At 68.1% G+C, this 24,588-nt stretch carries 25 protein-coding genes; 15 read left to right on the top strand and 10 right to left on the bottom strand.

Going from position 1 to position 24,588, the window contains the following annotated elements; translation table 11 throughout:
- Positions 1-18: 18 nt before the first annotated feature.
- Positions 19-672: a class I SAM-dependent methyltransferase gene (locus ACFWMR_RS09535; protein WP_378378070.1), complete on the bottom strand. Its 654-nt coding sequence runs from the start codon at positions 670-672 to the stop codon at positions 19-21.
- 28 nt (positions 673-700) lie between these two features.
- On the opposite strand from ACFWMR_RS09535, the gene mug reads away from it, so the two are divergent.
- The 6 genes from mug to ACFWMR_RS09505 all read left to right on the top strand — a co-directional run bounded on the left by mug (position 701) and on the right by ACFWMR_RS09505 (position 5,847).
- Entirely contained in the window at positions 701-1,252 is a 552-nt protein-coding gene (mug, locus tag ACFWMR_RS09530; protein WP_378378069.1) for a G/U mismatch-specific DNA glycosylase, read from the top strand.
- 281 nt (positions 1,253-1,533) lie between these two features.
- The gene (locus tag ACFWMR_RS09525; RefSeq protein WP_093932533.1) at positions 1,534-2,334 is read left to right on the top strand and encodes a response regulator transcription factor; all 801 of its coding nucleotides are present in this window, start codon (positions 1,534-1,536) and stop codon (positions 2,332-2,334) included.
- A 150-nt stretch (positions 2,335-2,484) separates the two neighbouring features.
- Entirely contained in the window at positions 2,485-4,329 is a 1,845-nt protein-coding gene (locus tag ACFWMR_RS09520) for an acyl-CoA dehydrogenase (RefSeq protein ID WP_378378068.1), read from the top strand.
- Positions 4,330-4,455: 126 nt separating this feature from the next.
- Positions 4,456-4,731 (top strand): GlsB/YeaQ/YmgE family stress response membrane protein, encoded by a 276-nt coding sequence (locus ACFWMR_RS09515; RefSeq protein WP_378378067.1) that lies wholly within the window; start codon positions 4,456-4,458, stop codon positions 4,729-4,731.
- 74 nt (positions 4,732-4,805) lie between these two features.
- Positions 4,806-5,099, top strand: coding sequence for a GlsB/YeaQ/YmgE family stress response membrane protein (locus ACFWMR_RS09510; protein WP_093932536.1), 294 nt, complete (start codon positions 4,806-4,808; stop codon positions 5,097-5,099).
- A 31-nt stretch (positions 5,100-5,130) separates the two neighbouring features.
- Positions 5,131-5,847, top strand: coding sequence for a leucine-rich repeat domain-containing protein (locus tag ACFWMR_RS09505; RefSeq protein WP_378378066.1), 717 nt, complete (start codon positions 5,131-5,133; stop codon positions 5,845-5,847).
- A gap of 3 nt (positions 5,848-5,850) precedes the next feature.
- On the opposite strand, the gene ACFWMR_RS09500 is transcribed toward ACFWMR_RS09505, so the two are convergent.
- From ACFWMR_RS09500 to ACFWMR_RS09485, 4 genes are all read right to left on the bottom strand, one after another.
- Entirely contained in the window at positions 5,851-7,707 is a 1,857-nt protein-coding gene (locus ACFWMR_RS09500; protein ID WP_093932538.1) for a VanW family protein, read from the bottom strand.
- Positions 7,708-7,736: 29 nt separating this feature from the next.
- Positions 7,737-8,030 carry a GroES family chaperonin gene (locus ACFWMR_RS09495; protein WP_093932559.1) on the bottom strand — a complete coding sequence of 98 codons (294 nt, stop codon included), beginning with the start codon at positions 8,028-8,030 and terminating at the stop codon, positions 7,737-7,739.
- A 40-nt stretch (positions 8,031-8,070) separates the two neighbouring features.
- On the bottom strand, positions 8,071-9,879 hold the full coding sequence (locus ACFWMR_RS09490; protein ID WP_378378100.1) for an NHL domain-containing thioredoxin family protein: 1,809 nt from the start codon (positions 9,877-9,879) through the stop codon (positions 8,071-8,073).
- Between the two features lie 108 nt (positions 9,880-9,987).
- Complete coding sequence (locus ACFWMR_RS09485; protein WP_378378065.1) at positions 9,988-10,749, bottom strand: class I SAM-dependent DNA methyltransferase; 762 nt, start codon at positions 10,747-10,749, stop codon at positions 9,988-9,990.
- 113 nt (positions 10,750-10,862) lie between these two features.
- Between ACFWMR_RS09485 and ACFWMR_RS09480 the strand changes: the two genes are divergently transcribed.
- On the top strand, positions 10,863-11,432 hold the full coding sequence (locus tag ACFWMR_RS09480) for a hypothetical protein (protein WP_378378064.1): 570 nt from the start codon (positions 10,863-10,865) through the stop codon (positions 11,430-11,432).
- Positions 11,433-11,571: 139 nt separating this feature from the next.
- On the opposite strand, the gene ACFWMR_RS09475 is transcribed toward ACFWMR_RS09480, so the two are convergent.
- Both ACFWMR_RS09475 and ACFWMR_RS09470 read right to left on the bottom strand, forming a co-directional pair.
- Positions 11,572-12,036, bottom strand: a complete 465-nt coding sequence (locus tag ACFWMR_RS09475) for an SRPBCC family protein (protein ID WP_378273919.1) — start codon at positions 12,034-12,036, stop codon at positions 11,572-11,574.
- Positions 12,037-12,071: 35 nt separating this feature from the next.
- On the bottom strand, positions 12,072-14,417 hold the full coding sequence (locus tag ACFWMR_RS09470) for an oxidoreductase (RefSeq protein WP_093932543.1): 2,346 nt from the start codon (positions 14,415-14,417) through the stop codon (positions 12,072-12,074).
- A gap of 265 nt (positions 14,418-14,682) precedes the next feature.
- Between ACFWMR_RS09470 and ACFWMR_RS09465 the strand changes: the two genes are divergently transcribed.
- The 5 genes from ACFWMR_RS09465 (at position 14,683) to ACFWMR_RS09445 (ending at position 18,527) form a co-directional block, all read left to right on the top strand.
- Positions 14,683-15,273 (top strand): DUF3558 domain-containing protein, encoded by a 591-nt coding sequence (locus ACFWMR_RS09465; protein WP_378378063.1) that lies wholly within the window; start codon positions 14,683-14,685, stop codon positions 15,271-15,273.
- Between the two features lie 173 nt (positions 15,274-15,446).
- Positions 15,447-15,953, top strand: a complete 507-nt coding sequence (locus tag ACFWMR_RS09460) for a hypothetical protein (RefSeq protein WP_093932545.1) — start codon at positions 15,447-15,449, stop codon at positions 15,951-15,953.
- Positions 15,954-16,556, top strand: coding sequence for a DUF3558 domain-containing protein (locus tag ACFWMR_RS09455; protein ID WP_093932546.1), 603 nt, complete (start codon positions 15,954-15,956; stop codon positions 16,554-16,556).
- Positions 16,553-17,782 (top strand): hypothetical protein, encoded by a 1,230-nt coding sequence (locus ACFWMR_RS09450; protein WP_378378062.1) that lies wholly within the window; start codon positions 16,553-16,555, stop codon positions 17,780-17,782. The genes ACFWMR_RS09455 and ACFWMR_RS09450 overlap by 4 nt, the downstream gene beginning before the upstream one ends.
- 1 nt (position 17,783) lies before the next feature.
- Complete coding sequence (locus ACFWMR_RS09445) at positions 17,784-18,527, top strand: ESX secretion-associated protein EspG (RefSeq protein WP_378273913.1); 744 nt, start codon at positions 17,784-17,786, stop codon at positions 18,525-18,527.
- Here the strand turns inward: ACFWMR_RS09445 and ACFWMR_RS09440 are convergent.
- The 3 genes from ACFWMR_RS09440 to ACFWMR_RS09430 form a co-directional block, all read right to left on the bottom strand.
- Positions 18,524-19,279 (bottom strand): amino acid ABC transporter ATP-binding protein, encoded by a 756-nt coding sequence (locus ACFWMR_RS09440; protein WP_093938887.1) that lies wholly within the window; start codon positions 19,277-19,279, stop codon positions 18,524-18,526. The two genes, ACFWMR_RS09445 and ACFWMR_RS09440, sit on opposite strands and share 4 nt — an antisense overlap.
- Complete coding sequence (locus ACFWMR_RS09435) at positions 19,276-20,079, bottom strand: amino acid ABC transporter permease (RefSeq protein ID WP_093938886.1); 804 nt, start codon at positions 20,077-20,079, stop codon at positions 19,276-19,278. The genes ACFWMR_RS09440 and ACFWMR_RS09435 overlap by 4 nt, the downstream gene beginning before the upstream one ends.
- Before the next feature lie 71 nt (positions 20,080-20,150).
- On the bottom strand, positions 20,151-20,963 hold the full coding sequence (locus tag ACFWMR_RS09430) for a basic amino acid ABC transporter substrate-binding protein (protein WP_093938885.1): 813 nt from the start codon (positions 20,961-20,963) through the stop codon (positions 20,151-20,153).
- 148 nt (positions 20,964-21,111) lie between these two features.
- Between ACFWMR_RS09430 and ACFWMR_RS09425 the strand changes: the two genes are divergently transcribed.
- From ACFWMR_RS09425 to ACFWMR_RS09415, 3 genes are read left to right on the top strand one after another with little or no spacing between them, the layout of a single operon-like run.
- Entirely contained in the window at positions 21,112-22,791 is a 1,680-nt protein-coding gene (locus ACFWMR_RS09425) for a circularly permuted type 2 ATP-grasp protein (RefSeq protein ID WP_167406431.1), read from the top strand.
- Complete coding sequence (locus tag ACFWMR_RS09420) at positions 22,785-23,732, top strand: alpha-E domain-containing protein (protein ID WP_093938884.1); 948 nt, start codon at positions 22,785-22,787, stop codon at positions 23,730-23,732. Before ACFWMR_RS09425 ends, ACFWMR_RS09420 begins: the two co-directional genes overlap by 7 nt.
- On the top strand, positions 23,729-24,571 hold the full coding sequence (locus ACFWMR_RS09415) for a transglutaminase family protein (RefSeq protein WP_093938883.1): 843 nt from the start codon (positions 23,729-23,731) through the stop codon (positions 24,569-24,571). Before ACFWMR_RS09420 ends, ACFWMR_RS09415 begins: the two co-directional genes overlap by 4 nt.
- The last annotated feature ends 17 nt before the right edge of the window (positions 24,572-24,588 follow it).

The following is a 24,588-nucleotide window of genomic DNA, read 5'->3' as shown; positions in this document are numbered from 1 at the left end:
GAAAGTGGGTGTCGCAGGTCACGCGGGGTTCGCGGAGAACCAGGTCCGGTCGTCCGCGCACCAGCGTTCGAAGACCAGGCCCGCCCTGGTCAGAGACGTGTTCAGCGCTGTCGCGTCCAGTCGGCGGCAGGTGAACGCCTGGGCCCACGACCGGTCGCCCGCCGAGTAGCGGACGACGGCCGACAGCAGATCCCCGTCGCGGACGACCTGGCCCAGCCGGACGTCGACCTCGCCGATCCGGCCGCCCTGGCCGTCCCGGACCGACTCGAACCACTCCGGCGGATGCCACTCGACGAGCACCCGCCCGCCGGGCGCGACATGCGCGCGAGCGGTGGCAAGGAAGGCCGCGCGATCCGCGTCGGCGGCGGTGTTGACCAGGTGGCTGCCGAGCAGTACGGCGTCGAAGACCCGGCCGAGCCGCAGCTCCTCGATCTTCGAACACACCGTCTCGGCGCGGACCTCGGCGAGCATCTCCGGCGAGTCGTCCACCGCGACCACCGGATGCCCCAGGTCCAGGAGCGCGTGCGTGACCCGCCCGGCGCCGCTGCCGAGCTCCAGGATCGACGCGCCTTCCGGGACGGCCGCGTGCACGATCCCGGCCTCGCCGTCGGACGGCAGCAGCCGGTACACCTCCACCGGACAGCCGTCGGCCGTGAACGCCCCCTGATCCATACCCGCCAGCGTGCCGGAAACTGATCCGGTGAGGACGAAACCGACCAAGGACGAGCTGGCCGCCGCGTACGGCAAGACCATCGACGACGTCATCGCGCCTGATCTGGACGTGTTGTTCTGCGGGATCAACCCCGGCCTCTACTCCGGCGCCCTCGGCCTGCACTTCGCCAGGCCGGGGAACCGGTTCTGGCCGGCGCTGTATCGCGGCGGCTTCACCCCGCGCCTGCTCGACCCGAGCGAGCAGGACGAACTGCCCGGGCTCGGCCTCGGCATCACCAACGTCGTCGCACAGACGACGGCGCGAGCCGACGAGCTGACGCCGGACGAGTTCCGCGAGGGTGGGCGGCTTCTCACCACGAGGGTCGCCGAGTACCGGCCACGCTGGCTCGCCGTCGTCGGGATCACGGCGTTCCGGACCGCGTTCGGCCTGCCGAAGGCGAAGATCGGCCCGCAGGACGGCGAGATCGCCCGCGCGCGGGTCTGGGTCCTGCCGAACCCGAGCGGGCTGAACGCGCATTGGACGCCCGCGGCGCTCGGCGACGAATTCGGGCGCCTCCACGCCGAAGTCCACTCTGAGTAGCGAACGCGCCAAGATCCTCCGTCGGCGCGCTCATTCGAGCCTGAGATCCACAACCGGCCGATACGCAGAGTTTGCTGCGACGACGCGATACATCTATGAGGGGGATACCGCGTCACGCCCGCCGACCTACTGACTCGTAATAGTTACGAGGTGTCATCTCTGTCCGGTCCCGCAGGGGGGACCGGTTGACGAGGGTGACCACGCCGGGGGGCCGTGGTCACCGAATGGACTTCACGTCCTCTCGTCCGGGGATGACGGGCAAAAAAACGGAGGGGTCCGTGATGCGAGGCATCGAGCCGAACCGAACGCAGGCCGGCAGGCCTGGCGGACTGTCACCAGGTGGCCGCGGCCTCGGAGTGGCCGCCGTCGATCCGATCCCGATCTTCTGCGAGGGGCTGAGCTCACTGGTCCACCGCACGCCGGGGCTGCAATGGCTCGGGCACGCGACGAGCCATCACGCCGCGCTCCAGCTGTGCGAACAGCTCAAACCGGACGTCATCGTGCTGGATTCGGCGCTCGACCCGAACTGCCACCTGTCCCGGCTGCTCAGCGCCGGCGATCCGGCGCTGGTCATCATCACGATGATCAGGGACACCAACCGCACCCAGCAGTACCTCGCCGCGGCGATCGCGGCGGGCGTTCACGCGATCGTGCCGCGGGCGACCGACGGCCGTCATCTGACCGAGGCGATCCGGCGCGCGCACAGCGACCGCCGCTACATCGACCCGACCCTGGCGGCGCTGACGGCGCGGCCGAAGCGCCAGCCCGTGCTCCCCAAGCCGGGCGACGCCCCCAAGCCGGCGACCGCGCGCGGCCTGATGCCGCTGTCCCGCCGCGAGTACCAGGTCCTTCAGCTGGTCGCCGAGGGGCTGGAGAACTCCGGGATCGCGAAGATCCTCTTCCTGTCGGTGGAAACCGTGCGGACCCACGTCAAGAGCATCTTGCGCAAGCTTTCCGCCCGCGACCGGACACACGCGGTGACCATCGCGTTCCGATCCGGCATCCTGGTCACGAGCCCCGACGACGCGCACAGCCCGGCCGAGACGCCTTCGGCTTCTTCGATCGCGCCGTCACCCCGCTGAACCGGCACCGAGACCCCCCGTATTGCTGATTTACACATCACAACAGTGGCCATTCACTTGCCGCCGGTTACCCACAGGTAATATCCTGAAGTTACCGGCGAGTAGGGGACGTGTGCCCGGCCGGGGAGCCGAACACATTGGAGTGACGAAATGGGCCACTACAAGAGCAACGTCCGAGACCTGGAGTTCAACCTCTTCGAGGTACTCGGCGTGCAGGACCGCCTCGGCAAGGGCGTCCTCGCGGAATCCGACGAGGAGACCGCCCGCGGCGTGCTGACGGAGCTGAACAAGCTCGCTTCCGGTCCCCTCGCCGACTCGTACGCCGACGCGGACCGCAACCCGCCGGTGTACGACCCGAAGACGTTCTCGGTGAAGATCCCCGAGTCGTTCAAGAAGAGCTACCAGGCGCTGATGGACGGCGAATGGTGGCGGCTGGGCCTGCCGAACGAGCTGGGCGGCTTCGGCCTGCCCCCGACCGTGCAGTGGGCCGCAGCCGAGCTGATCCTCGGCGCCAACGCGCCGCTGTTCATGTACCTGGCCGGCCCGAACTTCGCCGGCATCGTCGACAAGAACGGCACCGACGAGCAGAAGCGCTGGGCGCAGGTCATGATCGACCGCGGCTGGGGCGCCACGATGGTGCTCACCGAGCCCGACGCCGGTTCCGACGTCGGCGCCGGCCGCGCCAAGGCCGTCAAGCAGGAGGACGGCTCCTGGCACATCGACGGCGTGAAGCGGTTCATCACCTCGGCCGAGAACGACATGGTCGAGAACATCATGCACCTGGTGCTGGCCCGCCCCGAGGGTCCCGGCATCGAGACCAAGCCCGGCACCAAGGGCCTTTCGCTCTTCCTCGTGCCGAAGTTCCACTTCGACGGCGAAACCGGTGAGCTGGGCGAGCGCAACGGCGCCTTCGTCACCAATGTCGAGCACAAGATGGGCATCAAGGCCTCCACCACCTGCGAGCTGACCTTCGGCCAGCACGGCACCCCCGCCAAGGGCTGGCTGCTGGGCGAGGTGCACGACGGCATCGCGCAGATGTTCCAGGTCATCGAGTACGCCCGCATGATGGTCGGCACGAAGGCCATCGCGACGCTGTCGACCGGCTACCTCAACGCGCTCGAGTACGCCAAGGAGCGCGTCCAGGGCGCCGACCTGCCGAACATGCTGAACAAGGCGGCGCCGCGCGTCACGATCACCCACCACCCGGACGTCCGTCGCTCGCTGATGCTGCAGAAGGCGTACGCCGAGGGCCTGCGCTCGGTGTACCTCTACACCGCGACGTTCCAGGACCAGGTGTGGACCGGCGAGGGCGACGAGGCTTCGCAGAAGATCGCGCACGGCGTCAACGACCTCCTGCTGCCGATCGTCAAGGGCGTCGGCTCCGAGCGCGCGACCGAGCAGCTCGTGCAGTCGCTGCAGACCCTCGGCGGGTCTGGCTTCCTGCAGGACTACCCGATCGAGCAGTACATCCGTGACGCGAAGATCGACTCGCTGTACGAAGGCACCACGGCCATCCAGTCGCTGGACTTCTTCTTCCGCAAGATCGTCCGCGACAAGGGCGCTTCGCTCGCCTACGTCGCCGGGGAGATCACGAAGACCATCGAGTCGGAGGTCGGCAACGGGCGGCTCAAGAACGAGCGCGGGCTGCTCAAGCAGGCGCTCGAAGACACCCAGGGCATGCTCGGCTCGCTGATCGGCTACCTGACCTCGTCGCAGGAAGACCCGCAGAACATCAACAAGGTCGGCCAGCACACGGTCCGCCTGCTGATGTCGGTCGGCGACCTGCTCATCGGCTGGCGGCTCATCAAGCACGCCGAGGTCGCCATCAACAAGCTCGACGCGGGCGCGTCGGCGAAGGACACCCCGTTCTACGAGGGCAAGATCGCCGTGGCGTCGTTCTTCGCGAAGAGCGTGCTGCCGGAGCTGACGTCGCGCCGCGCGATCGTCGAGGCCGCGGACAACAGCCTCATGGACATCCCCGAAGCCGCGTTCTAAACGGTTTAGTGACGAAGAGCCCTCTCCGATGCGGAGAGGGCTCTTCGTGGTTTCGAGGGTGTTTGCCGGGGGCATTTCCGTCCTGAGTCCGCCCGTCGGCGGACACCTCGGCAAAGGAGCTCTTCAATGACAGTCACCGGCATCATCACGGCGATCGTGGTCGGGCTGATCCTCGGGGTACTCGGCAGGTTCTTCGCCCCCGGCAAGCAGTCCATCCCGATCTGGCTGACGATCGTCGTCGGCATCATCGCCGCCTTCGTCGGCACCGCCATCGCCCGCGGGCTCGGCTACGCGGACACCAAGGGCTTCGACTGGCTCGAACTCATCACCCAGATCGTCATCGCCGCCATCGGGGTCACCCTGGCAGCGAACCTCTACGGACGGCGCGGCGTCACCCGGTAAGGGGTCTTGAGGCGCGACGAACCGCTTTCGGTGTCACCGTTGGAACCAACTGATTCTCCAGCGAAGGAGGAACCATGCTGGGTGGCATTTGGGGCATCATCACCACGATCGTGGTGGGCCTGATCCTCGGCGTCATCGGCCGGATGCTCGCGTCCGGCGATCAGAAGATCCCGATGTGGCTGACGATCGTCGTCGGCATCGTCGCCGCCTTCATCGGCAACTGGCTGGCAGGCGTGTTCGGCGTCCGCGACACCCCGGGCATCGACTGGATCCGGCACGCCTTCCAGGTCGGCGCGGCGGTCGTCGGCGTGATCGCCGCGTCCGCGATCTACGCGAAGGTCAAGGGCGGGCACCACGCCGCGACCTGAGGTGCCGTGAGCGGGACTACGGTCGGCCCCTGTGACCACTCGACTCGAACTCAGTGGCCAGGGGCTGACCTCCCTGTCCGGCGTCGCCCTTCCGGCGTCGCTCGAATATCTGGACCTGTACGACAACCGGTTGACGTCCGTTCCCGACAACCTCTGGTCGCTTTCGGGGCTCCGGGTGCTGAACCTGGCCACCAACCGGCTGACCTCCCTCTCGCCTTCGATCGGCGCGCTGCGGAATCTGCACACGCTGGACCTGGGGCACAACGAGTTCGAGACCCTCCCGGACGAGCTCGGCGAGCTCTCCGGGCTGACGGAATACCTCTACGTGAGCGACAACAGGCTGACCGAGTTCCCGGTCGCGCTGTGCTCACTCGGACGGCTGAAGTACCTGGGGTGCACGGACAATCGCATCTCCACCCTGCCGGACTACCTTTCCGGGCTGGCCTCGCTGCGTGAACTTCGCTTGTACGGCAACGGGTTGACCGAGCTCCCGGAATCGCTGGGGACGCTCTCCACGCTGCGCGAGCTGCACCTGCGGAAGAACCGGCTGACGTCCTTGCCGTCCTCACTCGGGGAGCTGAGCGAACTGCGCCAGCTGGACCTGCGTGAGAACCGGCTCGCCTCGCTGCCGTCGTCGATCGCCCGGCTGTCCAAATTGGACAAGCTGGATCTGCGATGGAACAAGGACTTCCGGGAACCGCCGTGGCTCGCGGACTTCGAGGCCCGCGGCTGCATGGTGCTGCGGTGAGGCTCAGGTGCAGATGACCGTGGCGCGCGGCGAATAGGTCGCGTTGCGGGTCTCCCGGCGGACCTCCGTGCCGGTGACGACGTCGACGAGCACGCGGGTGTCCGAGGTGCTGAAACCGGCGGCACCGGGATCCGGCACGCAGCCGGGACCGGAGCCGACCTGAACCGGCTGGGGGACGTAGGAATGCCGATCCCCGCCGACGCTCTGGACCGAAAAGCGTTTCGTGCCCCAGATCCGCACGGTCACCGAGCCGTTGGCGGGGATCACCTGGATCGCGATGCCGGTCGGGGCGTCGTTGACGATCTGCATCTCGACGGGCGAGCCGTCGTCGTTGATCGCCTTCACGTCGCGCGCGACCGGATAGCGGTCCAGGTAGTGGTCGTGCTCCAGATGCCCGCCGTCGGCCAGTCCGGCCAGATACGCGGCGTTGTAGAGCGTCGTCGCGAGCTGCGAGACGCCGCCGCCGACCACGACCGGTCCGGTGCCGTCCTCGTTCGACGGCGCGGGGACGTAGCCCGCGTCCGCCGTCCTCGCCCCGGACCGCGCGCCGAGGCTGAACGTCTCGTTCGGCTTCACGATGGCGCCGGAGACGCGGGTGGCCAGCGCCTGCACGTTCGTCATCGCCGGCCCGCTCAGGCCGGAGGTGGTGAACTCGCCGACGACTTCGTTGATGCCGAGGACGTTCGCCGCTTCGGTGCTGACGGCCGGGCTGCTGGCGTCGTAGACCGCCTTCAACTCCCGGTCTTCGCTCTTGGCGAGGGTCGCGGTCAGCGCGGAGAACGTGAGGTCCCAGTTGACCTTTCTCGCGTCCTTCGACGGCTGCACCGCCGGCCTGTCGCCGACGAAGACGATCTGCGCGTCCGCGCCGTCGGTCTCGGTCTCCTTCAGCTGAGGCTGCGCCGCGGCCCGGAGTTTGCCCTGGTCGATGCGGACTTCGAGGTTGCCGTCGTCGCGCGCGGCGAACTGGAAGGAGCCCGCGATCGCGTCCGGTTTCAGCGTCGCGTCCTTGCCCTCGCCGCGGATCAGGAGCGGCTTCGCGACCGCCGGCGTGACGATCTTGTCGAGCGCCGCGTGCACGCCTTGTGAGTTCGCCTTCACCGGCGCGACGTTCACCTTCAGCTCGACTCCGCCGTCGCCCAGCCAGCCGTCGGTGACCGTGGTGACCGCCGCCTTGACGTCGGCGAGCGTCTGCCCGGACCGCGGTTCGACCGCGGCCGCGGCGACCGCGCCGTCACCGCCCGCGACGGGCCGGAAGGTGATGTTCCCTTCGATCGGCGGACGGTTCAGCTGCGCGGCGGCGAGGTCGGACACGGCCTTTTCGAGCTTCGGCGCGTCCGTCCAGGTGACGACGCCGACCTCGCGGCTGGTGAAGAACGACATCAACCGCGTGTACGGGCTCAGCGGCTGATGCCCGGCGCGCCCCAGCGTCTGCGGCCAGTCCAGGCCGAGCCCGGACGAGGTCGGGTACAGGACCGTGTGGACGTCTCCCGCCCGGACCCGCACCGGCTCGATCAGCTTCGGCTCCAGCTCGCGGCGGAGCTTCGACTCGGCCTCCTTGTGCGTGAGGCCGCCGACGTCGATCCCCGCGACGGTGACGCCGCGCGGGACGTCCCCGGCGCTGACGATCAGGTCGACCGCGTACGCGAGCACGAACAGGCCCATGAGCACCCCGGCGGCCATGAGGGCCTTGCCGAGCCCCTTGCGGAACTTCGACGCGGGCGTCGGCGGCGCGTGCACCACCGCCCTGCCGCCCTCGAAGAGCTCGTCTACCAGGCCTTCGTCTGTTTCCGGAGCGTCGTCCGGATCCGGGAGGAGTTCGTCGGTGAACAGGTCGGTGCCCGGCTCGTCATCGCGTACCAACTCTCACCACCCCTCCCGCGGGCACGGAGCTAGAGGTACAACCCGGTGCCGTGTTCGGTCCGTTCGGTCGCCACGGCGTGGATGTCCCGCTCCCGCATGACCAGGTGTCCTTCGCCCTGGATCTCGACCTCGTGCTGCTCCTCCGGGTTGAACAGCACACGGTCGCCGGTCTTGACGTTCCGCACACTGTTGCCCACGCCCAGTACATCACCCCACGAGAGCCGTCGCGCCACTTGCGCGGTGGCGGGGATGACGATGCCACCGGAACTGCGGCGCTCTCCGTCCTCGGGGGACAGCTTCACGAGCACCCTGTCCTGCAGCATCTGAATCTCGAGTTTCGGCCTTTCCGACACAAGTGAGACTCTACTTACCCGGGTCCCCCGCCATGACCAGGCTCAGCGCGCTTTCTCCACCGTTTTCGAACCGCAACGGCACTCCCCAGTCCTGCCGGGTGATGCGGCAGGCGGGATGCTCGCCTCCGTCGTCACAGCTCGCGGCCTGCGCGACGACCTGCAAGACGCCTCCGGTCACCCCCTCGGCGAAGCGGAGCTTGCGGAACAGGTCCGTGCCGACTCCCGCGCCCTCGGCGAGGAGCTCCGGCGGCGAGGCGCTGATCTCCAGGCGCGTCGACGGGCCATAACGGTCGTCGAGCTTCTCGCCGGGCGGCGGGGTGAAGACGACGGAGAACTCCAGCTCACCCGGCGCCAGCACGGTCGGCGGGCGGCGGACCGCGTGCGCGTCACCGGCCACGGCCTGCTCGCCGAGCGGGACCGGCCCGATCCGGTTGCCCGCCGACTCGACGACCAGCAGCTCGCCGTCGTGCACCAGCAGGCCGGACGGCTCCGCGAGACCGGTCGCGAGCGTGGTCACCCGGCGGGTGAGCGGGTCGTAGCGGCGGACGGCGCCGTTGTAGGTGTCGGCGATCGCGATGATGTCGCCGGGCAGCACGGCGAGGCCGAGCGGATGCTGCAGGAGCGCCTCGTCGGCGGGTCCGTCGACGTGGCCGAAGGAGAACAGGTCGACGCCGACCGCGGTGTGCACGGTGAACGTCTCACCCTCGGGCTGGATCCAGCGCAGCGCCGACGTCTCGGCGTCCGCGAGCCACAGACGTCGTCCGTCGGGCGTTAGGCCGGACGTCTGCGCGAAGAACGCTTCGTGGACGTCGCCGTCTCGCAGACCCTCGACCGTCGTGCCGGCGAAGCGGCGGATGGTGCCCGAGACCGGCTCGAACACGCTCAGCGTGTGGTTGCCCGCCATGGCGACCACGACGCCGCCCGCGGGACCCCACCAGGCGACGTCCCAGGGGCTCGTGAGGTCGATGTCGAGCGCCTTGCCGGTGTCGACGCCGTCGCGCCACTGACGGCCGGTGCCGGCGACCGTGGAGACCTCGCCGGTGATCAGGTCGATGCCGCGCAGCCGGTGACCGGCCGTGTCGGCGACGACGGCGTGGTAGCCCGCGCGTTCCGCGACCTCGTACGGCAGAAGGGTGATCCCGGACGGCTCGGTGAAGCTCGCCAGGTCGAACGGCCCGTCCTGCGCGCCGCGGGCCCCGCTGCCGAAGCGGCGGATGATCGTCTCGCCGTCGGACGCGAACTCGACGATGGAGTGGTTGCCGGTGTCGGCGACCAGGATCCGGCCCTCGGCGGTGGTCACGGCCTTGCTCGGGAACCGCAGTTCGGCGCGCTGCTCTTCGGCCGGGACGTACGGGCTGCCGCCGCGGCGGAGCGTGCCCTTGGCCTCGTGGGTGGCGACGAGGTCGGCGATCACCCGGCGCAGCGCCTCGGCGTGCCCCTCACCGGCTGCGACGTGGACGACGTACCCCTCGGGGTCGACGACCACCAGCGTCGGCCACGCCTTGACCGCGTACTGAGACCAGGTGGTCATCTTCGGGTCGTTGAGGACCGGGTGGTGCACCTCGTAGCGCCGTACGGCCGCCTCGATCGCGGCCGCCTCGCCCTCGTGCAGGAACTTGGGCGAATGCACGCCGATGGTCACCAGGACGTCGGCGAACTCGGCCTCCAGCGGGCGCAGTTCGTCCAGCACGTGCAGGCAGTTGACGCAGCCGCTGGTCCAGAAGTCCAGCAGGACGATACGGCCGCGCAACCCGGCCAGCGTGAGCCGCTCGCCGCCGGTGTTGAGCCACCCGTCACCGGCGAGCTCGGGCGCCCGCACGCGGGACTGCGTTCGTGGGGAAGTCACGCCATGAGTGAACTACACGTGTCGCCGCTCTGTTCCGACGTCCAGGCGTTGAGAGGGCGAGCTCACCCCAGGGGAGGAGCCTCATGTGGGTGATGAGGGGGCCTTCTCCCAGACCGACACGTGCCCCGTGCTCCCGGCGGTGAACTCCGAACGGGCCCAATCCGCCCAGCGGTGCTTCGGGCGCATTCCGGCGATACGGGCCATGAGGTCCAGCTCGGCGGGCCAGACGTAGCGGAAGGGGATGCGGCGAAACCGCCCTGTCCCGTCCGGTGACACGGTCACGTGGTTCGACGTGAACTCCTGCGTGACCACGTCGTACTGGTCGAACCCGACATAGCCGGGGGTCATCGCGAAGGGGACGACGTCCTGTCCGGGCGGCAGGCGGCGCAGGTCCGGGAGGCCCACCTCGACGACGAACAGCCCGCCGGGCCGCAGATGCGCCGCCGCGTTGCGGAAGACGTCGACCTGGCCGTCCTGGGTGGTCACGTTGCCGATCGTGTTGAACACCAGGCAGACCAGCGAGAACTCGCCCGCCACCCGGGTGCTCGTCATGTCGCCGATCGTGACCTCGACCGCTTCGCCACCCGGCTTGTCCGCGATCCGCGCGGCCATCGCCCGGCTCAGCTCGATACCGCTCACCGGCACTCCGCGTGCGGCCAGCGGCGCGGCGATCCGCCCGGTCCCGACGGCGAACTCGAGCACCGGGCCGCCTTCGGCAAGGTCTTCGAGGACGTCCACGGCGGACGTCACCACCTCGGGGGCGTTCGCGCCGCCCGGGTCGTCGTAATCCGTGGCCACACTCTCGGGGAACCAGCCGTCGGCCGGGTCGTCTTCGACGCTCACGATCGCGGACGCTACCGCCGGGACCGCGCGCACTTCACCCCGTTTTCGCCGTCGCGCTCGACCGGCGTTAAAAGAGAAGGCGCCTGCGCGGTGCGCAATTTACGCTCGAACACATGTCCACTGTTGAGCACGCCTTCACCATCGAGGAGGCACACGTCCTCCAGGCGAGCTTGGCCGAACCCGTGCGTCCCGGGTTGAGCGAGGCCGAGCTCGACGACGTCGAAGCACGCTTCGGCTTCCGGTTCGCCGCCGACCACCGGACCTTCCTGTCCGCCGGGGTGCCGATCGGCGACCGCTGGCCGGACTGGCGCTGCGGCAACCCCGACCACCTGCGGAAACGGCTGGACTGGCCGGTGGACGGGGTGCTTTACGACGTCGAACACAACGGCTTCTGGCCGCCGGACTGGGGCATGCGCCCGATCGACCTCGCCGACGCGCTTTCGCGGGCTCGCTCACATCTGGCACAGGCCCCGCAGCTGGTTCCGGTCTGCGGGCATCGGTATCTGCCCGGGATCGCCGGGAGCGCGGGCTATCCGGTGCTTTCGGTGTATCAGACCGACATCGTCTACTACGGCTACGACCTGCGGGGATACCTGCGGCACGACTTCTGCGACGAGCCGCTGGGCCCGCCACCGGCCGGCGGGCCGCGGCAGGTCGAGTTCTGGTCGCGGTTCGTGGAGTGAACGGACCGTTCATACCTTGAGTTCGCGGTTCGGTGCCCCTACCTGTGGCCGATTCGCGCGTCGGGCGTCACCAAATGTGCCCCCGGCGATAGCAAAGGTCCCTTGCTCTTTTCGCGATTCGGCAAAGTGGTGGTAGGGGTCAGGATTCGGCGGCGGCCTTCAGCCGGGCCAGCGTCGCGGCGATGTTCGCCCGGTTGGCGTCGTCCCGCTTCCAGACCCCGGTGAACAGCGACGTCGGCCCGCGCAGCCAGCCCGGCCGCCGGTCCCACGTGCTCTCCACGGCCACGCACCCGTCGCCGGACGCCTCGATGTCGTACTGCCAGCGCGCGACGGGAAGTCCGGCGACCGTGGTCACCTCGAACGCGAACCGCCTGCCCTCGTCGGCGTCGGTGATCGTCGAAAGGGTGCTCCAGCGACGGATCCCGTTGCGGTTGCGGCCGCGGAACCTGGCGCCGACAGCGGGCCCCGCCGCCGCACCGACCCAACGGTGCCCCTCGTACTCCTCGGCCATCCCCGCGAGCGCGCCCGGGTCGCTGACCAGGGCGTACACCTTCTCGGGCGGGGCGGCGATCGCGATCTTTCCGGTGGCGCTGGGCTCAGTCATGGCATACCTCCGTACTGAGGGTATGTGAAATACCCTCAGTTGTCCCGCCGGAGCATGCGACTGATACCGGCGGCGACCGTCGTCGCCAGCACCCAGCCCGACGCGGTGAACCCGGCCGCGACCCAGTTGTCCATGCCGTGCATGTACCAGCGCGACTTGTTGCCGAAGTCGACGATCGGGACCAGGAGGTCGATCGTGTACAGCACCGGATTCCACTGCAAACCGGTGTCGTCCTGGTTGACCAGGCACCGCGGCCCGCTCACCGTGAGATTGGGTTTGGTGACGCAGTCGTCGACCCCGAGCCCGAACCACAGGCTTCCCAGCACCAGCAACGTCAGCAGCCAGCCGAGCGCGCGCACCGGACGGAAGCCGTAGCCGACCATCGACCGCTGCAACCAGCTCCACACGCGCACGCCCGGCCCGAAGAACTTGAAACCCTTCGCGAGCGCCACGTACCGGAATTGCTGCTTCTTCAACAGCACCGTGGAGGCGTGCTCTTCGTTTCCGGACGCGCGCAGCGTCGCCGCCAGCTGGTCGTAGGGTCCCGGCCGGTAGCCGTCCATCGCCTTGCGCAGCAACACGATCCGATGATCGATCGCGCGGTCGTCGTCGAGCGCGATGTCCTCTTGGAGGGCGTCGTACCGGAAATCCTCCAGCTCGATCCCGGTCGTCGACGCCCAGAACGCCTCGTTGTCACCGAGCGTCCCGCAATGCGCGCGCCGCAAGACGATCCGGCCCTCCGGCGGAACGGCGGGCGTGAGCAGGAACTCGTCGGCCGAAACGTCGCTGCCGTCGAGCGCGATCCCGTGCGGCGCGAGGGAACCGAGTCGTGCGCCGCGGAAGTCGACGCGCCGCGCGACCTGAGCGCCGTCGAGGTTGACCCCGCCCTGCGCGACGAACGGACGCTCCTTGTTCTCGGTGAGGATCAGATCACGGCCGATCCGCGCGGTGCGGACGTCCAGCGAGTAACTGGTGCGTGTGCGCGTGCCCGGCTCGGTCAGGCTCGTGCCGAAGAGGTTCACGCTGCCGCCGACCTCGGCGCCCTGGAGCCGCAGAGTGCCCTGGACGGTCGCGTCGGTGAGCTGGAAGTTGCCCGCGATCTTCGCGCGCCGCGCGGAAAAGACGTCGCGGCGCGGGTGCAGGAACATCGAGTTCCACGCCAGCACGTTGCCACCGACGGTGATGTCGGCCATGCGCAACTGCCCGGACGGCACCCGCAGGCTCGTCGCCTCGAGATCGCCGCCGATCGTGGTCCCGTCGAGGTGGATCGCGCGGTCGTAGTAGGGAATGCTCTGCCCGCGCACGACCTGGACCTCGGCGCCGGCGAGGCGCAACGAACCCCCGATCCGGGCGTTGACCATCCGCAGCGTCCCGGTCGCCTGCATGCCGTCGCTCAGCTCGAGGTTCCCGTTGATCGCCGACCGATCCGCGACCAGCGCCGGCCGCGGGTCGATGTACGGATCGTTCGACTTCCACGCGTCGACGACGATCGGCCCGGCCTGATTCACCGACAGTTTGGCTTCGCGAAAAATGACGTCACTGTCCACAGTGGCGCTCGGCAGGAACATGATCCCACTGGCGGAGAAGCGTTTCCGCTGCGCGGCGGGCCCGTAGTTGTCCACCTCGCACAGCAGGCTGCCGCCGATGTGGATCCCGTTCCCGTTGAGCGCGAAGCCGTCCCGGTTGTTCAGCGTCGCGCCCGAAAAGTTGACGTTACCGCCCGCCCGCATACCCGGGATGCGGACTTCTCCGTTGGCCACCAACCGATACGCCAGCAACGCGCCGACGATGTTGACCCGGTCGGCCTGGATCGCCTTGCCCCGCGGATGGGTGATCACCGTGCGGGTCAGCACGACCGAACCCTCGATGACCGCGTCGGTGAGATTGACCGCCGCGTTCGGCATCCCGCGTTCGCGATCGTCGCCGCGCTGGACCGTGGTCTCCTCGATCTCGTGCTCGCCGTCGACGTGCACGACACTGCGGATGAGGCGGACATCGTTGCGGGTGCGGAGATTGCGCGCTTTGAGCCCCGGCAGCCAGCACTTGCGGAACACGAGCCCGAGCAGATGCGCCTCACGGACGTCCGGCGGATGCTCGAACCGGCACCGCTCGAACCGGAACAGATACTTGATGTCGGCCGCGCGCAGATCGAGCGTTCCGGTGATGTAGGCGTCCTCGACCTGCACGATCGGCGCGTTGGTCGCCTGGCGGCGCCACCGGAGCAGACCGGTCGTCCCCGGCTTCATCAGCTCGGATGCCGGAACCTCGTACCGCTTGTCGGGGTTCGGAGCGAACGGATCGAGCGGCGGCAAGGCCGCGTCGCCGTTCGGTTCACCTTCCCCCGGATCGCGCGGCCCGTTGTTGCGCCGAAAACCCGGCATCGTCTCGCTTCCCTCCCCCGTCGTTCCCCTGCACCAGCGAAGCCGATCACCCCCGGGATTCGCAAGTGGGCCTGGGCAGCAGACCTGAACCTGCCACCTGACCGCGACGGCAGAACGGCCATCGCGGGTTCGAGACCAGGCCTTATCGGTGATCTTGACCGAACTCGCCGCCCGTCCGCTTGGTCGCTGCTACGGTCACGCACCGGAGTCAGAGGTGGACTACGGGTAGGTCGCGCCCTTCGCGGCCCGTGCGGGGAGGCACGACGTGAAGCGTTTCTTGCTCTTGGCGGCTGCGGTATCGATTTTGGCCGGTGGTTGCGGCACTCAGGCGGCCGGCACCGCGACGACGAGTGCGCCGTCCTCGGCGCGGCTTCCATCCGATGGGGCGCCGGCGGTGGCGACCCCGATCGCCAATACGGCGGTGGTCGAGGCGGACCCGTGCAGCGCCATCCCGTCGGCCGAGATCGAAGCGATCGGCGGGACGGTGGAGCGTTCACGGACCGTCGACCTGTCCGAAGGTCTGAACTGCAGTTGGTTGTTCTCCGAAGCTCCGAGCACCCTCAGCGCAGGCCTGGTGGTCGGCAACAAGAAAGGGTTGAGCGCTCTCTATGCGCAGAAGTCGACCGGGGGACTCACTACCTTCAAACCAGTCGACTCCATAGAAGGACACCCGGCCGTCATCTATGCCAACGGCAGCGAAGGCCGAGGAACCTGCACGCTCGCTGTCGGGCTCAGGAACGACCTCGTCTACACCGTCATCCCGCACCTGTCTTCCGGAAACCCCATGCTCGCGGACCCTTGCGGGATGGCGACCAAGGTCGCCGCCGCGGCGATCAAGAACCTCAAGAAGTCCTGATCAGGTGAAACCGTCGATCAGGACAAAAGTAACGTCGTCCTGGCAACTTTCGATGGTGATCTTTCACGAAGGGGCTGATCAGCGGTTTACCTGCTGCTATCGTCACCGGTTGGAGTCAGTGATGAACTACGGGTAGGTCGCGCCCCATCGCGGCCCGTGCGGGGAGGCACGACATGACACGACCGGGAAGTGGCCCTCAGGGGGTCTACAACCAGCTCAACACGACGCCGCCGCAGGCACCGCCGCCGGGGTCCGGACTGATTCAGGGCGCTACCGCCGCACCACCACCGCCGGGCCCGCCGCCGAACTACGGCGAGCTGGGTGCCGGGCAGGCCCAGGCCGACTTCGCCGCGGCGTCGTCGAACGGCGGCTGGGAATTCGACTCGGAGGCCATGGACAAGGTCATCAAATCCCTCGAGGACTGCATCGAGAACAACTTCAGCAGCGCCATGAGGGAAGCCTCGTACCTGACCGGTATCGACGCGATGGGTGACGAGGTCGCCAGCCAAGGTTACGTCAAGATCGCGAACGAGTCGGGGGCCTCTTATCAAAATTTCTTGGACGGCGCACGCAAGTTCACCAGGGCTTACGCCGACAAGCTAGTGGAAATAAAGACGGCGTACGAAAAGCAAGACCAGGCAGCGATCGACGCTCTCCGTTCCGTTGGAAAGGCTCTCTGAATGCGTGCTCGACTCGTCTCCGTTCTCACTGTTGCCGCCGTGCTCGCGGCCGGTTGCAATGGGGAAACCGGCGGTAAGGCCGAGCCTTCGACGCCCAAGCCTGACGCCACGACCCTGCCGCGCGCGGGAGCCCCCAAAGTGACGACCCCGTTGAAGACGGAAAAACTCACGAACGAACCCTGCAGCGCCGCGACCGATACGGAGATCGCAGGCATCGCCGGGAAGGTGAAAAGCTCGAAGGTGGAACAGATCGCGGGCGGCCCGACCTGCTCGTGGATCCTCGCCGACCTAGCGGGCTCGATCAACGGCGGTCTGAATGTCAGTCAGCCCGAAGGCTTGAGCCATCTCTACGCTCTCAAGCAACAGGGCAGCGGTGTCACGACGTTCCAACCCTTGCCTGACATCGCCGGACATCCGGCCGTCGTCTTCGCGAACGGTGGCGAAGGCGCGGGCAACTGCAACCTGGCTGTCGGACTTCGCGACGACATGATGTACACCGTGGTCACCGCCCTGTTCGACGACAGCCCCGCCTACAACGACCCCTGCGGTGCCAGCGTGAAGCTGGCCGAGTTGGCGATCCAACGTCTGAAGGCGGCCCAATGACCTACAGCGGATGGGAAATCTTCACCAAACTCAACGCCAACCCGAACACCACGAAACGCTTGGATGCGGCGCAAGTCGCTTCCCATCACTTGATGGTCGCCCACGGAGAAATCAGCACCGCCATGGAGGCCAGCCAGACGGCCTTGAGTTCCTTCTGGAAGGGCAAAGCAGCCGACTCCGGAGCAGCAGGCCTCGCCCCGCTCATCGCGACCTCCAAGATCGCGGGCGAGAACATGGACCGCGCCCGCCAGTCGATGTACGACCAGAACGGCTCCTTCCACTACACGCGCGGCAACGTCCGCCCGGTGGAGAAGGAGCGCGCGGGGGACAACGGGCCCGAGGACATCCTGTCCATCGGCGCGAGTGACGACGAGATCGCGGCGGCGAAGTTCGACGCGGACACCAAGCACAACGTCGAGGTCTACGAGCCGTACTACCAGAGCACCCAGCCGCGGCAGCAGTCGCTCGCGCCGGTTTATCCGGCCGCGCACGATCCGAACGTCTCGGCGGGGCCGATCACGGCGGATCCGATCGATCCCGGGACGAAGGTCAGCGGATTCAGTGGTGGGCACGGCGAAACCGGCGGGCGGCACGGCGGACCCGGTGGCGGGTACACCGGCGGCCCGAGTTCGTACAGCCCGCCTCCGGGGGCCGAGGGGTATCAGGCGCCGAGGCCGCCGCAGATCTCGCAGCCGCCCCGCATGCCGCAGATGCCACAGCCGCCGCGGCGGCCGATGCCGTCTCCACAGCCGAACGATCGGACCGACTTGTCCAGGACGGGCCCCGGGATGGAAGTACGTCCTGGCGACCACCGGCCGCCCGCGTTCGGGCCCGGAAGCGGCGGACCCGGAGGCGGTCCCGGTAGCGGCGGCGGATTCGGCCCGGGCTCGGGCGGGTTCAGCGGCGGCTTCGGCCCCGGTGGCGGCTTCGGGCCGGGTGGATCGACGGGCGGGCCGGGCAGCATGGGGCCCGGTCGCGGTGTCGGGGGTGGCATGCCCGGCGAGGGCGCGACGCGCGGACCCGGCGGGACTCCGGCGGGCGGCGCGGCGGCGGGGCGTCCTGGCACACCCGGTATGGGTGGCGGCGGCATGGGCGCGGGCAAAGGCGGCAAGGGCGGCGAGGACGAGGAGCACCAGCGCAAGATCACGCTGCAGGAAGAGGACGGCGACTCCATTTTCGGCGGCTACGACGGCGACAAGCCGGTTCCCCCGGTGATCGGCGCGTGACGTGCTCCAGAAACCCGTCGAACTGACGCTCCAGACCTACGAAACCCTGCTGGACCAACACAATCTCGGCGACATCCATCCGACGCTCGTCCGCGGCGCGCAGTGGTACCTGCCCGAGGAACGACGTGAACTGGCCGCCACCGCGCAGTCCGAATTGGACAGACAAGGACTGCTCAGGCGCGGCCGGATCGACGACGAATTCCTCGACACGCTGCGCTTCCTGCAGCGGCCGGCGGTCGAGTACTACTCGTGGGTGAAGTCGGAGGGGCGTGAACGGACCGTTCGCGCCGCGGGCAGCGGCCGCGAGGCGGTCACCGTCGTCCTGGTCGACAAGGTCGTCTACCTGAAGCCGACCCGGCCGGACACGCTCCCGCAGGATTTCACCGGTCTGCTGCCCGAGGCTCCCGGCGCGCGCACGCCGTCCTTGAACTGCTCGGAAGCCGACCTGCAAGTCCTCATGAAGGGCGAAATGCTGACGGGCGCGAGCCCGAGCATCCGCGACGCCAAGAAGGTCCTCCAGTGGATCCGGTCGCCGCACACCTTCTTCGGCAGGCTGTACGTCGCCATCCGTGACGGCGGCGGCAACCGGAAACGCGTCGAGCGGCCTCCTGGCTGGATGGACACCGAACAGGGCCGCGTCGTGTTCGGCCCGGACGCCAAGGGCTGGGTGAGCCTCATGGGCGCCGGGCCGCACGAAATCGCCTCGAAGGTGGTCCAGCTGGAGTCCCAGCTCCGAGGACGCTAACCCTGGTGGTTGGGATTCAGGACCCGTGAGAGGAACGTCTTCGTGCGTTCCTCTTGCGGGTCGCCGATGACCTGGTCCGGCGCGCCCTGTTCGACGACGACGCCGCCGTCCATGAACAGCACGATGTCGGCCACCTCACGGGCGAACTGCATCTCGTGGGTGACGACGAGCATCGTCATGCCCTCCTGCGCGAGCTGGCGCATGACAGCGAGCACGTCACCGACCAGCTCGGGGTCGAGCGCCGACGTCGGTTCGTCGAACAGCATGACGTCCGGGTCCATCGACAGCGCCCTGGCGATCGCGACGCGCTGCTGCTGCCCGCCGGAAAGCTGTGTCGGCAGCGAAGACTCCTTCTCCGCCAACCCGACCTTCGCGAGGTTGTCCCGCGCGACGCGCTCCGCCTCTTCCTTGCCACGCTTCAAAACCTTGCGCTGCGCGACAGTGAGGTTGTCGAGCACGCTCAGGTGCGAGAAGAGGTTGAACGACTGGAAGACCATGCCGATCTTCGTGCGGGCGCCGTCGATGTCGACGTCCGGATCGGTGATCTCGCTGCCGTTGACCACGATCTTGCCTTGCTGCGGTTCCTCGAGGAGGTTGACGCAGCGCAGCAGCGTCGACTTGCCCGAACCCGACGGGCCGATGATGCAGACGACCTGACCGCGTTCGACTCGCAAGTCGATGCCCTTGAGCACCTCGAGTTCGCCGAACGCCTTGTGCAGTCCTGAAACCTCGACGATCGTCTGGCCGCTCATACCGTTCCTCCGCCGGGCACTCCGGCTCCGTATTTCTTCTCTAGCCGCTGCTGCAGGATCGACAGCGGGATGGTGATCACCAGATAACACAGCCCGGCGACGACGACCGGCGTCAGCCCCCTGGCCTGGATCAGCGCCTGACGGCTGAACTGCGCCAGTTCCTGCTGCAACGGCGTGGTGCCGAGCAGGAACGCCAGCGAAGAGTCCTTGGTCAACATGATCAGCTCGTTGGCCAGCGGCGGCAGGATGATCCGGAACGCCTGCGGGATCACGACGGTGATCATCGTCCGCGCGGGCGACATGCCGAGCGAACGCGCGGCTTCGACCTGTCCGCGCGGCACCGCCTGGATACCCGCGCGAATGGTCTCCGCCATGTACGCGGACGACACGATGCCCAGCGCCAGCATGATCGCGATATTGCGCGGCAGGTTCGTGTTGAAGGCCGTCGGCACGCCGATGCCGACGGCGATGAAGATCAGCAGCGCGGGCAGGCCGCGGAAGAACTCGATGTACCCGCGCGCCACCCAGCGGTACGGGCCGACCGAGGAAAGTCTCATGAGGGCGAGCAAAAGGCCCAGCCCGAGACCGAGCGCGAAGCCCAGTGCGGTGAAGACGATGGTGTTCTTCAGTGCGACGGTGATGACTTCCGGGAACTGGTTGGCGGCGACTTCGAGATCGAAGAACGCCTTGCCGATCCTGCCCCAGTCGGCCAGCAGCGCGAGCACGACGACGATCACCAGCAGCAGGACGTATTGCCCGGTCCGGAAGGCCGAACGTCGCTGGCGGCGGCTCAGAGCCATTTCTCTCCTCAAACAGGTGGCGACAAACCTGTGGCCGGTGCGCTGGGCACCGGCCACAGGGCGGCATTAAACTAGTTCGTCGCGGATCCAGGCTGCCAGGTCGGCGCCTTGCCGAACCACTTCTGGTAGATCTGCGCGTAGGAGCCGTCCGCCACGGACGCCTTGAGCACCTCGTTGATCTGGCCGAGCAGGGCGCTGTTGCCCTTCTTCACGCCGATTCCGTAGAACTCGTTCGTCTTGAACTCGGTGACGACCGTCGTGTCCGGGTTCGTCTTCGCGAAGTCGTAGAGCACGCCGTTGTCGTTGACGCCCGCGTCGATCGTGCCGTTCTTGACGGCCTGCTCCAGCAGCGCGAGGTCGTCGAAGGTGACGATCTCCGCGCCCTTGGCTTCCTTCTGCGTGTACTCGGCGCCGGTGGTGGCCGACTGCACGCCGATCTTCTTGCCCGCCACGTTGGACAGATCCTTGATCGGCGAGCCCGCCTTGACCAGCAGCGCCTGGGTCGCCTCGAAGTACGGGTCGGAGAAGTCGAACTTCTCCTTGCGCTTGTCGGTGATCGTCATGCCGGCGGCGGCGAGATCGCACTGCCCGCTGTTCATCGACTCACCGGACTCGATGTTCTCGAAGGCGATGTCGACGATGCTCTGCTCGACACCCAGCTTCTTGCCGACCAGGTCGACCAGGTCGACGTCGAAGCCGACGATCTTGTCGCCCTGCTTCACCTGGAACGGCTGGTAGGGCAGGTGCGTGCAGGTGGTCACTTTGCCGGACGCGACGAGCTGGACGCCGCCGGCCGCGGTTCCGCCTTCCTCGCCGCACGCGGACAGCGCGCCCGCGGCTAGGGCGAGCGCCGGGATCAGGGCGAGCGCTTTGAATCGGGCCACGTCGTCACTCCTTGTAGTTCCCATGTGTCGAGAGCACGCATATTGCCACTCATCCGGCGGCAAGCACAGCACTACGACGTTACAGCGCCGTTTCGGCCGTCACGGGCATTGCATGAGGTATCGCGCCGACATGGCAGGGTGAGCGAGTATGGCGACCATGAACAACAACTCGGCGCCGCGGCTCCCACCTGCGGGCCGCCGCCCTCGCGCGACCACTTCGGCGAGGCGCGCGGCGAAACCCGGAGCGCAGTTCGACGGCTATCTTTCGCCGTCCAGGCCGCACGCGGGCGCGTACGACGAGATGTTCACCGCCGACGGCACGGTCCGCCAGCCGTACCGGGCGCTCTACGAATCGATCTCCGCGCTGACCTCGGCGGACCTCACGTCCCGATCGGCGGCCATCGACCGGGCGATGGTGGATCAGGGCATCACGTTCTCGCTGTCCGGCCAAGAACGCCCTTTCCCGCTCGATCTCGTACCGAGAGTGATCACTTCATCCGAATGGAGCAAACTCGAACGTGGCGTGGCCCAACGGGTTCGCGCGCTCGAAGCCTTTCTCGCCGACGTGTACGGCGATCGGCAGATCCTGCGCGAAGGCGTTCTCCCGCGACGGCTGATCACCTCGTGTGAACATTTCCAGCGCGAGGCGTTCGGGATCAACCCGCCCAACGGCGTCCGCATCCACGTGTCCGGTGTGGACCTGGTACGCGACGAAGAAGGCACCTTCCGGGTGCTGGAGGACAATCTTCGCAATCCCTCGGGTGTTTCGTACGTGATGGAGAACCGCCGCACGATGGCGCGCGTGTTCCCGGACCTATTCGCCCAGCACCGGGTGCGCCCGGTCGGCGACTACGCCTCCCATCTGCTGCGCGCGCTGCGGGCGGCGGCCGCGGCCAACGTCGCCGACCCGATGGTCGTCGTACTCACGCCCGGCGTGCACAACTCGGCGTACTTCGAGCATTCGCTGCTGGCCCGGCTGATGGGGGTCGAGCTGGTCGAGGGCCGCGACATGTTCTGCCGGGACAACGTCGTCTACCTGCGCACCACCGAGGGCGAACGGCAGGTCGACGTCATCTACCGGCGGATCGACGACGAATTCCTCGATCCGGTGCACTACCGGCCGGACTCCGTGCTCGGCGTCGCCGGGATCCTCAACGCGGCCCGCGCGGGCAACGTGGTGGTCGCGAACGCCGTCGGCAACGGGGTCGGCGACGACAAGCTCGTCTACACCTACGTGCCCGAGATGGTGAAGTACTACCTCAACGAAAAGCCGCTGCTGCCCAACGTCGACACCTTCCGCTGCTGGCTGCCGGACGAGTTCGACCACGTCATGCAGCACATGGACGAGCTGGTGATCAAACCGGTCGAGGGCTCCGGCGGCTACGGCATCGTGTTCGGCCCCGACGCGACGCAGGCGGAGCTGACCGCGCTCAAACGTAAAGTCCGGGCGAACAAACGCGGCTGGATCGCCCAGCCCGTCGTCCAGCTGTCCACCGTTCCGTCCAAAGTGGACGCACGGCTGGCGCCGCGGCACGTCGACCTCCGGCCGTTCGCGGTCAACGACGGCAAGGAGATCTTCGTCCTGCCGGGCGGACTGACCAGGGTCGCGCTCCCGGAGGGCAGTCTGGTGGTCAACTCGTCGCAGGGCGGCGGCTCGAAGGACACCTGGGTACTGGCGCCGCGATCCTCGACGGCGGAACGCGAGCTGGAGCGGCCCGCGCTCGGCGCACTGTCCCATGTGGACGGTCTGATCGCCGAGCAGGGTCCCGAGCTGACCACCACCCAGCAACAGCAGCAGCAGCAAGCGCAGGGAGGGTCACCGTGCTAGCCCGTAACGCGGAATCGCTGTACTGGATCGGCCGCTACGTCGAACGCGCCGACGACACCTCCCGGATCCTCAACGTCTCCGTGCACCAGCTGCTCGAAGACGCCAGTGTCGACCCGGACCACGCGAGCCGCCAGCTGCTCGCCGTCCTCGGCATCTCGCCGGAGGGCATGGATTCGCTCGACGTGTGGAAGCTGACCGAACTGGTCGCCTACGCCAAGGACAATCCGGCGTCGATCGTCGGCTCGATCAACTCTGCCCGGGAGAACACGCGCGGTGCCCGAGAGGTCGTCTCGACCGAGCTGTGGGAATGCCTGAACGCGACCTGGAACGCGGTACCGGACAGGCAGCGGTACGCGCGCCGCGCCGGACCGCACGCCTTCCTTTCCTTCGTGGAGGAGCGCGCGGCGATGTTCGCCGGACTCGCCGATTCGACGATGAGCCGCGACGACGGCTGGCTGTTCATGGTGCTCGGCCGCTCGATCGAACGCGCGGACATGGTGGTGCGACTGCTGCTTTCGCGGGTTCAGGACAGCGCGTCCTCACCCGGCTGGATCACCGTGCTCCGCTCGGCGGGCGCGCAGGACACGTATCTGCGGACCTATCGCGGCGCGCTCGACGCCGCCCGGGTCGTGCAGTTCCTGATGCGGGACACGCTCTTCCCGCGTTCGGTGTTCCACGCGCTGCGCCAAGCCGAAGAATGCCTGGAGCGGCTGGACCCCGGCGTCAACTCGCGGGCCAACGAGAAGTCCGAGGCACTGCGGCAGCTCGGCCGCGCCCGCAGCGAGCTGGAGTTCCTGCGGCAGTCGGATCTGCTGGACGACCTGCCGAAGCGGCTCGTCACCCTGCAGACGTCGATCAAGGACATCGGCGACGCGGTTTCGGTGCAGTACTTCCATTCGTCGCCGTGGGTGGCCTGGAGCGGTGCGGAGGTTTCGCTGTGACCTGGCAGCTTCGGGTGGCCCACCGGACCGGATACCGGTACGCGACACCGGCCACGCAGTCGTACAACGAGGCGCGGCTGACCCCGCGGTCCGACCGGCGGCAGACCACGGTCGTGAACCGCGTCGAGACGACGCCGGCGACCCGTGCGTACCGGTACACGGATTACTGGGGCACCGTCGTGACCTCGTTCGACCTTCACGCGCCGCACACCGAGTTCACCGTGCTCGCGACGTCGGTGGTCGAGACCGCCGACGAAGGCGAGCCGATCCGTTCGGCGTCGTGGAAAGACCTGCGCGGCGACACCGTGGTCGATCACCGCACCGAATATCTGACGCCGACGGCGTACACGCCGCGTGATCCCGAGCTGACGAAGGTCGCGCGCGAACTGCGGAAGGGGCTCGACCCGGCGGAGGCCGTGCTCGCCGTCTGCGAATGGGTCAACCAGCAGCTCAAGTACCAGCCGGGGACCACCGGCGTGCACAGTACGGCGACCGACGCCTGGCGTGCGCGCGAAGGGGTTTGCCAGGACTTCGCGCATGTGACGCTGGTGATGCTGCGCGCGATCGGCGTCCCGGCGCGGTACGTCTCCGGGTACCTGCACACGAAACCGGAGGCGAAGCTCGGTGAGACGGTCGAAGGCGAGAGCCACGCCTGGGTCGACGTCTGGACCGGCGGCTGGTGGGCCTACGACCCGACGAACGCGATCCCGGTCGGACCTCGGCACGTCTGGGTCGCCTACGGCCGAGACTACGCCGACGTGCCTCCGCTCAAGGGCATCTTCACCGGCGGCGGTCAGTCCACTTTGGACGTCTCGGTGCAGCTGACCCGGCTGACCTAGGGCGTGTTTCACTAGTC

Source organism: Amycolatopsis thailandensis, from assembly GCF_042723255.1.
Lineage (GTDB): Bacteria > Actinomycetota > Actinomycetes > Mycobacteriales > Pseudonocardiaceae > Amycolatopsis > Amycolatopsis thailandensis.
The sequence above is the reverse complement of the archived record's forward strand: the minus strand, read 5'-3'. Positions and strand labels throughout refer to the sequence as shown.

Bases quoted from the DNA above. Each gene is read 5' to 3' on its own strand.
- ACFWMR_RS09425 (WP_167406431.1), top strand. From the start codon at position 21,112: ATGGCGACCATGAACAACAACTCGGCGCCGCGGCTCCCACCTGCGGGC.
- ACFWMR_RS09455 (WP_093932546.1), top strand. From the start codon at position 15,954: ATGCGTGCTCGACTCGTCTCCGTTCTCACTGTTGCCGCCGTGCTCGCG.
- ACFWMR_RS09460 (WP_093932545.1), top strand. From the start codon at position 15,447: ATGACACGACCGGGAAGTGGCCCTCAGGGGGTCTACAACCAGCTCAAC.
- ACFWMR_RS09520 (WP_378378068.1), top strand. From the start codon at position 2,485: ATGGGCCACTACAAGAGCAACGTCCGAGACCTGGAGTTCAACCTCTTC.
- ACFWMR_RS09495 (WP_093932559.1), bottom strand. From the start codon at position 8,030: ATGCTGCAGGACAGGGTGCTCGTGAAGCTGTCCCCCGAGGACGGAGAG.
- ACFWMR_RS09535 (WP_378378070.1), bottom strand. From the start codon at position 672: ATGGATCAGGGGGCGTTCACGGCCGACGGCTGTCCGGTGGAGGTGTAC.
- ACFWMR_RS09440 (WP_093938887.1), bottom strand. From the start codon at position 19,279: ATGAGCGGCCAGACGATCGTCGAGGTTTCAGGACTGCACAAGGCGTTC.
- ACFWMR_RS09525 (WP_093932533.1), top strand. From the start codon at position 1,534: ATGCGAGGCATCGAGCCGAACCGAACGCAGGCCGGCAGGCCTGGCGGA.
- ACFWMR_RS09475 (WP_378273919.1), bottom strand. From the start codon at position 12,036: ATGACTGAGCCCAGCGCCACCGGAAAGATCGCGATCGCCGCCCCGCCC.
- ACFWMR_RS09470 (WP_093932543.1), bottom strand. From the start codon at position 14,417: ATGCCGGGTTTTCGGCGCAACAACGGGCCGCGCGATCCGGGGGAAGGT.
- ACFWMR_RS09450 (WP_378378062.1), top strand. From the start codon at position 16,553: ATGACCTACAGCGGATGGGAAATCTTCACCAAACTCAACGCCAACCCG.
- ACFWMR_RS09435 (WP_093938886.1), bottom strand. From the start codon at position 20,079: ATGGCTCTGAGCCGCCGCCAGCGACGTTCGGCCTTCCGGACCGGGCAA.
- ACFWMR_RS09515 (WP_378378067.1), top strand. From the start codon at position 4,456: ATGACAGTCACCGGCATCATCACGGCGATCGTGGTCGGGCTGATCCTC.
- ACFWMR_RS09480 (WP_378378064.1), top strand. From the start codon at position 10,863: ATGTCCACTGTTGAGCACGCCTTCACCATCGAGGAGGCACACGTCCTC.
- ACFWMR_RS09510 (WP_093932536.1), top strand. From the start codon at position 4,806: ATGCTGGGTGGCATTTGGGGCATCATCACCACGATCGTGGTGGGCCTG.